The organism is Arsenicicoccus cauae, assembly GCF_043162025.1.
GTDB lineage: Bacteria > Actinomycetota > Actinomycetes > Actinomycetales > Dermatophilaceae > Arsenicicoccus > Arsenicicoccus cauae.
Window position 1 is genome coordinate 1,875,352 of sequence record NZ_CP171001.1, and the last position, 12,815, is coordinate 1,888,166.

Consider the following 12,815-nt stretch of genomic DNA (forward strand, 5'->3'; position numbering starts at 1 on the left):
CTCAGCCGCGCATGACGCGGACGAACCTCGCGCCGGCCAGCGCCACGCACAGCAGCGCCAGGGGCGCTCGGACGTACCACGCGGCGGCCCCCTCGATCGGTGCCAGGGCGCCGGCCACGCACAGCACGGTCCCGGTGGCGACGGCGGGCGCCATGGTCGCGGGCCGCCAGCGCTCCGAAGACACGTGGCGGGAGAGCAGCCAGGCGCCGAAGGCGAGCGCGGCGTAGGTCACGGTCATCCCGGCCGCGGTGACGGGGACGTCGCCGGTCCGGCTCAGGGCCACCGCGGCCAGGGTGCCGAGGATCACGCTGAGCGGCGTCACGACAGCGAGACCCGTGCTGCGACCCTCCGCGAAGACGAGGTGCACGCTGCCGAGATAGACCACGGAGAGAAGTCCCCCGAGCGCCATCCAGGCCACCGCCGGCGTCATGGAGGCCGGGTCGAAGCGCGCATCGGCGAGCACCACCAGCACGAGCGGTGCCACTGCCGACACGAAGCCGGAGGCCGCCGCCGTGATCAGGGCGATGTCGCGCCCGGTTCCCTCGATCAAGGGGGCGCGCTCACCCCTGGGCGCGGCGTAGACGAGCGGCGCCCACGCGTTGTTGAGCGCCGTGGTCAGGACGCTGGGGGCCGATCCGAGGAGGATCGCCAGCTGCATGCGACCGGCGTCGGTCGTCCCGAAGGCATGGTTGACGACGAACACGAGCACGGCCGTCGAGAGGTACAGCCCGACCGCGTGCGGGACGGTGGGGACGCCGATGCGCAGGGCACGGGTCAGGTCTCCCCGCTGGGGCCGTGGGCGGGCGCCCCGGACGGTGAGGGCCAGGCCCAGCACCCCTGCCAGGAGATAGCCTGCGGCCAGGCCCGCGACGTAGTCGACGGCGGTCGCGCGATGGAGCAGCACCAGGCCCAGACCGATGACCGGGCCCCCCAGCGTGGCCACGAGCGCCAGCGCGACGAAGGGCAGCGGCCGGTCGACGACGCGCAGGAAGGCCTGGGCGTTCGCCATACCGGCGAATCCCGCCGCCGCGACGCAGCCCAGCGCCACCAGCCAGGGGTCGTGGACGCGCACGACGAGGTCCAGCGCGGGCGCCGCGACCGCGGCGAGCACGCACAGGCCTGCCGCGATGGCCGAGGCCCGCACGGTGAGGGCCGAGGCCCCAGGCACCCCGGACGCCTCGATCAGACCGTGCCGCGTGATGGCTGCGGCCAGCCCGAGGCTGCAGACCAGCATGGTGACCTGGATGAGCTGGATGAGGAGCGAGACCCGGCCGAACTCCACGCTCCCCACCGCGCGGGTCACCGCCGGCGTCACGAGGGCGTTCGCCAGGATCGGTGCCGCGGTGCCGATGGTGTAGACCATGCCGCGTCCGAGGACCGCCCTGCTGCTGCCGTTCGCGGCCGTCGAGCTCATGGCGCAAGGCAACCACGACCCACGCCTCGGCCTCACCTCGGACACGCGACCGGCAGCCACCGAGCCGACTACAGGGGGTGAAGTAGGGTGAAGCGACACCTCGCCGCACACCTCTTGGGAGTATCGCGTGAACCCAGATCTCGTCGTCGTCGGCGCCGGCCTCTTCGGGCTGACCGTCGCCCAGCAGGTGGCGGAGCGCTTCGGCCGCAAGGTCCTGGTCCTGGACCGTCGCCGCCACGTGGGGGGCAACGCCTACAGCGAGATCGACCCCGAGACGGGGATCGAGGTGCACAAGTACGGCGCGCACCTGTTCCACACGTCCAACGAGCGGGTGTGGGACTACGTCAACCGGTTCACGTCCTTCACGGGCTACCAGCACCGCGTCTACACCAGCCACGGCGGCGAGGTCTACCCCATGCCGATCAACCTCGGCACGATCAACCAGTTCTTCCGCGCCGCTTACTCCCCGGACGAGGCACGGGCCCTGATCCGTGAGCAGTCTGCCGAGCTGGGCGACAAGGAGCCCGAGAACTTCGTCGAGAAGGGCGTCTCGCTGATCGGCCGACCGCTCTACGAGGCGTTCATCGCCCACTACACCGCAAAGCAGTGGCAGACGGACCCGGAGAAGCTGTCGGCCGACATCATCAGCCGCCTCCCCGTGCGCTTCACCTACGACAACCGCTACTTCAACGACACCTACGAGGGTCTGCCCACCCGTGGCTACACCCACTGGCTGCAGACCATGGCCGACCACCCGGGCATCGAGGTGCGCCTCGAGACGGACTTCTTCGACGAGAGCCAGGACCTGTCCAAGGGCAACGTCGTCGGCAACGTCCCCGTCGTCTACACCGGCCCCGTCGACCGTTACTTCGACTACCAGGCGGGCCGCCTCGGCTGGCGGACCATCGACCTGGAGGAGGAGCGCCTGGACGTCGGTGACTTCCAGGGGTGCCCGGTGATGAACTACCCGGACGCAGACGTGCCGTTCACACGCATCCTGGAGTTCCGCCACTTCCACCCCGAGCGGGACATGGCCAAGGACAAGACGATCATCCACCGCGAGTACTCCCGCTTCGCCGGTGACAGCGACGAGCCGTACTACCCGGTCAACACCCCCGAGGACCGCCAGCAGCTGCTGGCCTACCGCGACCTGGGGCGTGCGGAGCAGGGGGTCCTGTTCGGGGGCCGCCTCGGCACCTACAAGTACTTCGACATGCACATGGCCATCGGCGCCGCGCTCAGCATGGTCGACAACAAGCTCGCCCCGCACTTCGAGCGCGGCGAGGCGCTGGTCAGTGGAGGAGTGGACGCGTGAGCGAGGCTGGGACCACCATGACGACCCGACGTCCGATTCGTGGACGTCGCCCCGTCGACGATCTCGCTGGCGAGGGTCGACGCACGGCGATGCGGGTCATCTTCCCGTACGACGGCGACCTGGACACCCTCAACCTGTACATCGACCTGCCGAAAGGTGCCAGCCAGGAGGAGGTCCACCCCGACGACGTCCTGGGACGGCACAGCGTGCGCGTCCGCCCGGGTCGACGACTGTCCATGGGGTCCTACTTCAACGCCTTCCCGGCGTCCTACTGGCGACGGTGGACGGTGGCGACCGAGACCCGCCTGACGGTCCGCACGCGAGGCGAGGGCGCGGTGATCGTCTACCGCTCCAACGCGCGCGGCAACCAGCAGCGTGTGGACTCCGTGCGTGTGGACGGCGAGACCACGTCCACGTTCGACCTGCCGTTCACGACCTTCGGCGACGGCGGCTGGTACTGGTTCGACCTCGTGGCGGGGACCGACGGCATGGTCCTCGAGGGCGCCGACTGGTCCGTCGCCGAGAGCGACCGCCCCTACGGGACGGTCAGCCTGGGTGTCACGACCTTCAACCGGGCCGACTACTGCGTCCGCAACATCGGCGTGGTCGCCGACGACGAGGACCTGCGCGCCGTCCTCGACGAGATGATCATCGTCGACCAGGGCACCAAGCTGGTCGAGGACGAGCCCGAGTTCCCCGCGCTCGCAGAGCGGATGGGGGAGCAGCTGCGCGTCATCCGGCAGGACAACCTCGGTGGCTCGGGTGGGTTCGCCCGCAACCAGTACGAGGCGGCCGTGGGAGGCAGGAGCGACTACGTCGTCATGCTCGACGACGACATCCAGCTCGAGCCCGAGTCCATCATCCGCATCACGACCTTCGCCGACCTGTGCCGCAGGCCCACCCTGGTGGGCGGCCACATGTTCGACCTGCTCAACAAGTCGGTCCTGCACACCTTCGGCGAGATCGTCGATCCCTACCGCTGGCAGCCCGCGCTGCCGGGGCCCGACCAGTACCTTGGTCACGACTTCGCGCGGACCCCGCTGCGCAAGACGGCCTGGATGCACCAGCGCGTCGACGTCGACTACAACGGCTGGTGGATGTGCCTCATCCCCACCCAGGTCATCCGTGAGATCGGGCTGTCCCTGCCCGTCTTCATCAAGTGGGACGACGCCGAGTACGGCCTGCGCGCGAAGGCGGCGGGCTACCACACGGTCTCGCTGCCGGGGGCGGCCTGCTGGCACGTCTCCTGGATCGACAAGGACGACCTGGTGGGGTGGCAGGCCTACTTCCACACCCGCAACCGGCTCATCTCCGGCCTGCTCCACAGCCCGTACCCCTACGGTGGCGAGCTGGTCCGCCGGGCAGAGATGGACGACGTCAAGCACCTGGTCTCCATGCAGTACTACACGGTCGAGGGGCGTCTGCAGGCGCAACGAGACCTGCTGGCCGGTCCGGACCGTCTCCACGAGATCCTCCCTCAGCGCCTCCCGGAGCTCCGGGCCCGTATGGCGAACCACGACGACAGCACGCTGCGGCCCGAGGTGGACGAGTTCCCGCAGGTGCATGCGCCCAAGCCGCGTCGTCCACGCAGGTGGGGGACCCCGTCGATGAGCCGGATGGTCCTCGAAGGGGGCAAGGCCGTGGCCCGGCAGTTCCTCCCGCTGCGTGAGGGCGCCGAGCACAACCCGCAGACCCTGATCGCCCACAAGGACAACAAGTGGTGGAACGTCGCCCAGTACGACAGCGCGCTGGTGACGAACGCCGAGGGCACCGGCATCGCGTGGTACCGCCGCAAGCCGGAGCTCATGCGGTCCATGCTGCGTGAGTCGGCGACCAACCACGCCAGGATCCTCGCCGAGTTCCCCAGGCTCCGTCAGGCCTACCAGGAGGCTCTGCCCCGCATCACGTCCTTCGAGGCGTGGGAGCGGACCTTCGGCATCGAGCCGCGGGACCGCGGCACCGAGCAGTGAGGACGAGCAGCGCTCCGTGGACAACCCCTCGTCGATCACCGCACAACCCTTCCGGGAGCCCGGCCACAGCGCTGGGCTCCTGGAGATCCCGAAGTGGCGGTTCCTGCTCCGGCTCCTAGTCCGCAAGGAGCTGCGCGTGCGCTACCGCGGCTCCGCCCTCGGGCTGCTGTGGAGCTATGTCAAGCCGGCGGTCCAGATCGTGGTGTTCTACCTCGCCCTCGGCAAGTTCCTCCGGCTCGAGGAGTCGATACCGAACTACGTGATCTATATGTTCGGCGGCATCGTCATGATCAACTTCTTCAACGAGGTCTTCGGCAACACCACGAAGTCCATCGTGTGGAACGCCGACCTCGTCAAGAAGATCTACCTGCCCCGTGAGCTGTTCCCGGTGGCGAGCGTCTGGGTGGCCTTCGTGCACTTCGTCCCGCAGCTGCTGGTACTGCTGGTCGGGGCCCTGATCGCGGGGTGGCGGCCCGGCCCGCTCAACCTGCTGGCCGGCCTCGGGTGCGTGACCATCGTCGGTGTCCTCGCGCTCGGGATGGGGCTGCTCTTCGGGTCGATGAACGTCCTGTTCCGCGACGCCGAGAACTTCGTCGACCTGATCGTCATGGTGGCGACCTGGCTGTCGCCGGTGCTCTACACCTGGCAGAAGGTGCACGACGAGGTGCCGGGGTGGGCCTGGACGATCTACCAGGCCAATCCCCTCACCGCTGCCGTCGAGCTGGCGCACTACGCCTTCTGGATCCCCACGTCCGGCGTCGTGCCCGCCGGGCAGGATGCCGCGGTGCTGATGCCTCCCCACTGGGTGTGGTGGAGCGCGCTCGGCCTGGCGGTGTCGTCCCTCGTCCTGCTGCTCGGTCAGCTCGTCTTCCGCCGGCTCGAGGGCCGGTTCGCCCAGGAGCTGTGACCGTGACCGACACGCCTGCCGACCTCACCGTGGTCCGCGTCGACCACGTCGACAAGCGCTTCACGCTGCGGCACTCCCACTCGCTCAAGGAGTGGGCCATGTGGACCGTGCGCGGACGCAAGGGGGAGCTTTCCGAGACCTTCCTGGCCCTCGAGGACATCAGCCTCCAGATCGAGCGCGGCGAGTCCGTCGGGCTCCTGGGCTTCAACGGTTCCGGCAAGTCCACGCTGCTCAAGCTGCTGTCGGGCGTCATGCTGCCCGACCGGGGCACCGTCGGGATCCGGGGTCGGATCGCCGGGCTGATCGAGGTGGGCGCGGGCTTCCACCCTGACCTCACCGGCCGGGAGAACGTCTATCTCAACGGCTCGATCCTCGGCATGTCCGAGGCGGAGATCGACGCCAAGTTCGACGCCATCGTGGCGTTCAGCGAGATCGAGAAGTTCATCGACACCGAGGTGAAGTTCTACTCCTCCGGCATGTTCTTGCGCCTGGCCTTCGCGGTCGCCGCTCACTCGGAGCCGGACATCTTCCTCATCGACGAGATCCTCGCGGTGGGCGACGAGCCCTTCCAGCGCAAGTGCCTGGACCGCGTCGCCGAGCTCAAGGCCCAGGGGCAGACCCTGGTCGTCGTCACCCACGACCTCGACATGGTCCAGCGGGTGTGCGACCGGGGCGTGGTGCTCGAGCGCGGGCAGCTCGTGCACGACGGTCCCATCGGGTCCGCGGTCGAGCACCTGCGCGGCGGCCGGCCATGACCTGGGTGTCGTTCCTGCCGTCGCTCGTCCTGGCCGGGCTGCTCGTCATGGTCCCGGGGCTTGCGGCGGGAGCCGTCGCCGGTCTGCGACGGGACGCCCTGTGGGGTCTGGCTCCGCTGCTGTCCCTCACCGGCATCGCCCTCGGCGTCCTCCTGGGCCCGAGGCTGGGACTGGCGTGGGGGCTCGCCCCGGTCGCGGTCGGCAGCCTGGTCCTGTGCGCGGTGACCGCCGCGGTCGGGCTCGGCTCTTGGGCCTGGGGCCGCATGCGCGGCCCCGCAGGCGGCGCCGTGAGGGTGGCGCGCAGCCGGTCGTGGAGGGCATTGTTGCCCTCCGGCGCCTACGCCCTGGCGGTCCTGGCGACGAGCGGCTGGATGGCGGCGATCACCGTCCACGCGATCGGGGACGTGTCCTCGATGCCGCAGAACCTCGACGCAGTCTTTCACCTGAACGCCATCGAGCGGGTGGTCGCGCATCGCGACGCATCACCCGCGACGGTGTCCGCCACCGCGGTCAGCACGACCCCCGTCCCGTTCTACCCGCCGCTGTTCCACGCGATGGGTTCGCTCCTGGTCCTGGTGACCGGAGCCACCCCCTTCGCCGCGGCCAACGTCCTGGCCGTGGTGATCGCCGCGGTGGCCTGGCCGGTGAGCGTGCTGCTCCTGACCGGCGCGGTGCACGGTTCTCGGGTCCAGGTGCTGCTTCCAGCCGGTATGGCGGCGGCCACCCTCGCGGTCTTCCCCTATCTGCTGCTGTCCTTCGGCGTGCTGTGGCCCAACAGCCTCGGCCTGGCGGCGGTGCCCGCCGTCGTCGTCCTCGTCGCTGTCGTCCTGGGGCTCGTGCGGGTGCCGGGCCTCGGACGGGGGAGGGCCACGGCTCTCGGCCTGGTGTCGGCGATCGGTCTGGCCTATGCCCACCCCGGCACGGTCTTCTCCGTCGTGGCCCTGGCGGTGCCGATGGGAGCGGCCGCGCTGACCAAGCTCGTCCTGCGGTCCTGGCCGCGAGGTGGCGTGCGTCGCTGGGGTTCCCTGGCGCTCGTCGCCCTCGTGGCCGGCGCCGTGAAGTGGTACTGGCCGGGGATCCTGGACGACCCGCTGTTCAAGCCGGTCCGGTCCTTCGACTGGCCTGCGACCCGCACCCTCGAGCAGGCGTTCGGCGAGGCGATCGCCCTCAGCACGGAGTACTCCCCGGCAGCGTGGCTGGTCGCGGGCCTCGTCGTCGTGGGGGCCGGTCTCAGCCTGCACCGGCACCGGGGACGCTGGCTGGTCCTCACCCACGCGACGCTGGTCTACCTCTATGTGCAGGCGGCCGGCAGCGACGACCAGCTCTCGAGCGACCTGACGATGTTCTGGTACAACGACCGGTTCCGGCTGGCGGCCATGCTCGCCATCACTGCCGTGCCCCTCGCGGCCCTGGCGCTCGGCGAGGCGTTCGACCGCGTGCTGGTTGCGGCGCGTCACCTCTCCCGGCGACGTCCCCTGCCCCTGCCGCTCACGCGATGGGTCGCCCTGGGGCTCGTCGTCGTGGCGCTGGTGGCTCTGACCCCTGGCGACCTGTCGCCGTTCGGTCCGTACATCACGGTGACCAAGTCCTACCGGCCGGCGAGCGCCGACGAGGTCCTGCTGGACCCGCAGGAGCAGCGTCTGTATGCCGAGAAGCTCGCACCCACCGGGCCGCAGGACACCGCCACGGTGGTGGGCAACCCGTGGAACGGGTCCTCCCTCGCCGGCGCGGCCAGCGGGCGCGAGCCGGTCTTCGGGCACCTCGTCACGACGCCGGACGCCGACCGGGCCCTGCTCAAGGAGCGGTTCAACCAGCTGGACTCGGACCCCGCCGTCTGCGCGGCCGTTCGCCGGCTCCACGTGGGCTACGCGACGGAGGACACCGACTACTTCCAGCCCTGGGACCGCCGCACGCGCACCTACCCCGGTCTGGTCGACCTGCAGAAGGTACGCGGCCTGACGCCGATCGCCCACGAGGGCTCGGTGACGATCTATCGGGTGACGGGCTGCGGCCGAGGCTAGCCGTCGGCCGGGTGCGCGTGGGGGCGAGACGGCCGTCTCGCCCCCACCGCGTCGCCGGTCCAGGCGTCCGGGTCCCGTCGGTCAGTACACGTGGACCCGCGTGCCCTGGCCGCTCGCCCAGGTGATGTACCCGCCCTGGAAGTTCTGGCGCACGGCGCCGCGCGCCAGGCGCTTCTCGCCGGACGTGGGCAGGCCCAGGCTGGAGTTGCTCGAGCCCACGGAGTTGTAGGCGGACCGGATGCCCCCTGCCACCGGGTAGCCCGCGGTGCCGGGGATCGTGTAGATCGAGCCGCGCGTGAACGGCTGGGCGGTCCCACCGCGCACCGCTCCGACCGGGCCGGCGGCGGCGCCCAGGGTCGTGTTGCGCGAGCCGCCGCCCTTGAGCCACACCTGCAGGTAGCTGCCCGAGATGATGCCTCCCTGACCGCGGATGCCCCACGAGACGACTCGGCCCTGGGTGGTGGTCATGTAGGCCCCGTCGGCGGCGGGCAACTCGTCGCTGGCCGGGTAGCCCTGGTAGATGCCGCCGTAGCGGCCCCAGACGTTCTCGAGGTCCTGACCCAGGACACGGGTCCCGCCGGGCCCGGAGTAGATCCGTCGGCCGCCGGTGAAGATGGTCTTGAGCAGGCCGTTGGAGACGGTGCTCTCGCCGACGGCCACGCGTCCCAGCGAGCTCATGCCCCCCAGCGCGGCGTACCGCTTGTAGATCGGGCTGTTGAAGCCCGCGCCGTTCCAGCCGGCGAGGGCGGCGGCGCCGTCGCGCAGCTCGCCCATGCGCGGATAGAGGTAGCGACCGGGGCAGGCGGTGTTGCTGGACTCGCGGTGCGCGGCGATGTTCTTGGCGTAGTACGCGCTGCCCTTGGGGTACTTCGACGTGGTGCCGTTGTACTCCGAGTACAGCGTCGTGTTGCCGTAGGGGTTGATGTAGAACTGCGAGATGCGCATGGCGATGCCCTGCTTGAGGGCCCACATGCCCGCATCGGGGACGGGCGTGGTGTCGTAGTTGCCGAGGATCGAGATGCCGAACGTGTAGTTGTTGAACGAGTCGGCGTGCGCGCCCTTGACCGGGCGGTTGAGGCCGCCGTAGCGGCCCTCGAACCTCTGGCCGTACTTGTCGACGATCATGTTGTAGGCGACGTCGCACCAACCGAGGCCCCCCGTGTCGTACGCGTAGATGCCGCGGATGATCGAGGCCGACTGCGCCTTGGTGTAGGCGTTCTGGCCCGCGGTGTGGTGGACCACCACGACCTTGGACGTCTCGCGGGTCGAGGGCACGCAGCCTTTGCGCAGGGACTCGTCGGCTCCCCACCCTGCACGGGTGATCACGGACGGGACGTATGCCGCGTTCGCGGCACCGGGCACGTTTGTGGGGGTGAGCTGCGCGTCGGCCGCCGTCTCCTCGGACCTGACCGCCGCGAGCGACGCGGTCCTCAGCAGGTCCTTGGCCGAGGCGGCGACGCGGACCTGGACGCGGGTGGCGCCGTCGACCCAGATGGGCTCGGTGCCGTACTTGGTGACCTTGCCCGACTGCTGCTCCTTGACGGCGTCGACGGACAGCTCCTGCCAGTCCTGCCAGCCGGCGGCGGTCTGGGCGCGGACCGCGACGGTGGCCTTGGCGGCCATCGCGGTCGTGCCCGGCCAGGTGACGCCGACGAGGTTGCCGGTGGCGGGGAGGTCGACGACGGCGTCGGTCGCGGCGCCGGCCTCGAGGGCGGGGTCCACGGCTGCCTTGCCGGGGGTGGTCACGGGCTTGCCCGCGCCGTCCTTGGGGACGGAGGCGTCCTGCACGACCTTGGTCTGCGGCCCGGCCTGCTGGACGGTGGTGCGGACCTTGTCGCCGAGCGCGTGCTTGGTGACGTCGGGGGTGATCGGTCCGTTCTTGGCGGGCGCGGCGGTGGGGGCGGGACCCTGCACGGCCACGGACGGCAGGGCCACGAAGCCGAAGCTCAGGCCGAGGGTGGCGGAGAGCAGCGTGGTGCCCTTGACGAGGGTGGTGCGAGAGGTCTTCACGAGGGGGTCTCCAGTGGGTCGAGACGAACGGGTCACAGGGAGCTGACGGGCTTGAAGTACGTGGAGCGCAGGGCGGAGCCGCCGACGACGCTGCGCAGGCGGTCGCCGGTGATGTCGACGTATCCGCGGGAGCCCTGCAGCCGGAGCGTGAGGACACGGCCTCCCCACAGGCCCTTGCCGTCGCGCGCGAGCACGGTCAGGCGCTGGAAGGACCCGATGGCGGGGTAGGCCCGCTCGAGGGTGCTGACGGGGACCGAGATGGTCCAGGTGTTGACGGACGGGGCGAGGCCCGTCTCGTAGGGGTCCGCCTGGGCGGGCAGGTAGGACACGTTGCCGTAGACGGTCTGACCACCGTTGGAGGAGCCGAACTCGGTGTGGGCGGGGATGCCCGACCGGGTGAGGATGGTGCCGCTGCTGGCGGCCACGGCGGCGCGGGAGCTCGCCGTCTCTGCGGTGATCCCGCCGAAGACCTGGCACGCGGTGGTGTCGCAGATGTCGTAGGTCGAGGTGCGCGGCGCGCGCAGCCAGCTCGCGGCGTAGGAGCGGGCCGCGACCGACTGCGCGGCGAGGGCCTGGACGGGCCAGCTGCCGGGGCTCTCGAACGGCACGACCTGGCGGACGTAGCTCTCCATCGTCGTGGTGACGACGGGGGAGACGCCGGTGCCCGAGCGGATCCCCGTGAGGGAGCCGAGGTAGGTGGCGACGGGCTTGAGCGTGGACCCGAGCGCGGTGACGGTCCCGTCGGTCGCGCGGATGGTCCACCGACCGGAGGACGTCGAGCGCAGGGCCTTGCGCTGCCCGGTGGCGGTGGTGAACCAGAGCGTGGCGGTGGTGCTGGTGCCACCGGACGTCGGCAGCCCCACCTGCCAGGAGGTGACCGGGGTGGCGCCGTCGACCGTGGACAGGCGCACGGCCTGGCCCTTGCCGTCGTCGGCGACGAGCCCCGGCTCGGCCGCCACGCGGACGGCGTTGCCGAGCCGGCCGGCCACGCCGACGCGGATGGTGGGGTCGGACAGGCGCGTCTGCGTCGCGCCCGGGTAGTAGTGGCCGATGATCTGCTGCCACGTGCGGCCCTGCCTGGCGGCGTTCATGGCGCCGTACTGGGACATGCCGCGGCCGTGGCCGAAGCCGCGCCCGGTGATCTCGAGCGTGCCGTCGGCGGGTCGGCTGTAGGTCTCGGCCGCGGACGCGGGCGCTCCGGAGCCGGCGACGACGACGGCCGACATGGTGGCGACGACGGCGGCGCGTCGTGACGCTGGTGTGATGCGCATGGGTCTCCCAGGTCCTGGACGGGGGCTGGTCCAAGAACTCTCCTCGGCCGGTGCCGAGCTGGATGGCTAGTTCGCCCCGGAACGATCCAATTACTAAAAGTAATCGTCTCGTTACTGAGCGTATGTCATCACAGGCACACGCGATCCCGGAACCTTTGACGCCGATGTAGCCCTTTTTGGACTAATTACACGCGTGTGTCTTGTGAGGTTGATGGGGCACTTGTGACAGTTGAGGCGTGTTCGGCCTTCCCTCGGGGCCCAGGCTGACCCGATCGGGCAAACGCAGCATGATCGGGGGTGACTAGCCCGTCGACGGGCGAGTGACTACCTCACGAAGCCCGTCAGGCGTCCCGCCCCCGCACCAGCTCCGCCCGCTCCGCGGCGAGGATGCCGTCGAGCGCCGCCGGTAGGCGGGCGGCGCCGGTGGCGTGCCCCGTCCCCGCGGCCGTGGTGCGGACCAGCACGAGGCTGCCGTCGCCGCACCACGCGCGGACCATCCGGTCCAGGGCGTCCTCCAGGTCCTGGGCCGTATGCCGCCCGCCGGTGCCTCCCACCACCAGGCACGTGCGGCGGTCGTCGCCGGTCAGAGGATCGTCATACCGGCGGGTCCCGTCCCCCCGCCGCCAGGCCACGGCACCCTGGCCGGGAGAGTCGAGGGGATCGAACCGGTCGCCGTAGGTCGCGAGCTCGCGTGCCTCGTCCAGCACGCCGGCGGGCACGGGACCGGGGTGGGCGCGGGCCAGGCCGGCGAGCGTGACCAACGCCGCGTCGCCGGGGGCGTCGGCCGCCAGCGCCGGGTCGTCGGTCACGACGAGGTCAGCGTCGAGCGCCTCGGACCCGGTGACCAGCGTCGCCCCCGTCCACCATGTCGCCAGCGCCCAGTAGCCCGCGCGCCAGTGGGCGGGCAGCGCCAGACCCACGGTGCTGCCCGGCTCGAGGGCCCACTCGTCCTGCAGGGCGTTGCCGGCCTTGCTGGCCCAGGTGAGCAGGACCCGCGCGCTCAGCTCGATCCGCTCGCCGTCGCAGGCGCCCCCGGTGCGGTCGTAGCACGTGATCGCGGGGCGGCTCACGTCACGGGCCTGCAGGGCGGGGAGGAGTGTGCGCAGGGTCGGCATCGGCCCAGCCTAGCGAGGGGACCTACTAGGCTGACGG

9 protein-coding genes are annotated in these 12,815 nt (G+C 70.9%); 5 read left to right on the forward strand and 4 right to left on the reverse strand.

All coding sequences use genetic code 11. The features are described 5' to 3' along the window. Position 1: 1 nt before the first annotated feature. Positions 2-1,414 (reverse strand): lipopolysaccharide biosynthesis protein, encoded by a 1,413-nt coding sequence (locus ACF3NS_RS08795; protein WP_154593540.1) that lies wholly within the window; start codon positions 1,412-1,414, stop codon positions 2-4. A 127-nt stretch (positions 1,415-1,541) separates the two neighbouring features. On the opposite strand from ACF3NS_RS08795, the gene glf reads away from it, so the two are divergent. The 5 genes from glf to ACF3NS_RS08820 are packed head-to-tail and all read left to right on the forward strand — an operon-like array spanning position 1,542 to position 8,382. Further along, positions 1,542-2,729 (forward strand): UDP-galactopyranose mutase, encoded by a 1,188-nt coding sequence (gene glf / locus ACF3NS_RS08800; RefSeq protein WP_311966585.1) that lies wholly within the window; start codon positions 1,542-1,544, stop codon positions 2,727-2,729. After that, on the forward strand, positions 2,726-4,699 hold the full coding sequence (locus ACF3NS_RS08805; RefSeq protein WP_392465572.1) for a glycosyltransferase: 1,974 nt from the start codon (positions 2,726-2,728) through the stop codon (positions 4,697-4,699). Before glf ends, ACF3NS_RS08805 begins: the two co-directional genes overlap by 4 nt. A 16-nt stretch (positions 4,700-4,715) precedes the next feature. Continuing rightward, on the forward strand, positions 4,716-5,606 hold the full coding sequence (locus tag ACF3NS_RS08810) for an ABC transporter permease (RefSeq protein WP_288798615.1): 891 nt from the start codon (positions 4,716-4,718) through the stop codon (positions 5,604-5,606). 2 nt (positions 5,607-5,608) lie between these two features. Continuing rightward, the gene (locus ACF3NS_RS08815) at positions 5,609-6,361 is read left to right on the forward strand and encodes an ABC transporter ATP-binding protein (RefSeq protein WP_311966583.1); all 753 of its coding nucleotides are present in this window, start codon (positions 5,609-5,611) and stop codon (positions 6,359-6,361) included. Beyond that, on the forward strand, positions 6,358-8,382 hold the full coding sequence (locus ACF3NS_RS08820) for a DUF6541 family protein (protein WP_154593539.1): 2,025 nt from the start codon (positions 6,358-6,360) through the stop codon (positions 8,380-8,382). Before ACF3NS_RS08815 ends, ACF3NS_RS08820 begins: the two co-directional genes overlap by 4 nt. Positions 8,383-8,463: 81 nt before the next feature. On the opposite strand, the gene ACF3NS_RS08825 is transcribed toward ACF3NS_RS08820, so the two are convergent. The 3 genes from ACF3NS_RS08825 to ACF3NS_RS08835 form a co-directional block, all read right to left on the reverse strand. Then, positions 8,464-10,392 carry an N-acetylmuramoyl-L-alanine amidase gene (locus ACF3NS_RS08825; RefSeq protein WP_154593538.1) on the reverse strand — a complete coding sequence of 643 codons (1,929 nt, stop codon included), beginning with the start codon at positions 10,390-10,392 and terminating at the stop codon, positions 8,464-8,466. A 32-nt stretch (positions 10,393-10,424) separates the two neighbouring features. Beyond that, positions 10,425-11,663, reverse strand: a complete 1,239-nt coding sequence (locus ACF3NS_RS08830) for a SpoIID/LytB domain-containing protein (protein WP_154593537.1) — start codon at positions 11,661-11,663, stop codon at positions 10,425-10,427. Positions 11,664-12,004: 341 nt separating this feature from the next. After that, positions 12,005-12,778: a TIGR03089 family protein gene (locus ACF3NS_RS08835; protein ID WP_154593536.1), complete on the reverse strand. Its 774-nt coding sequence runs from the start codon at positions 12,776-12,778 to the stop codon at positions 12,005-12,007. Positions 12,779-12,815 lie beyond the last annotated feature (37 nt).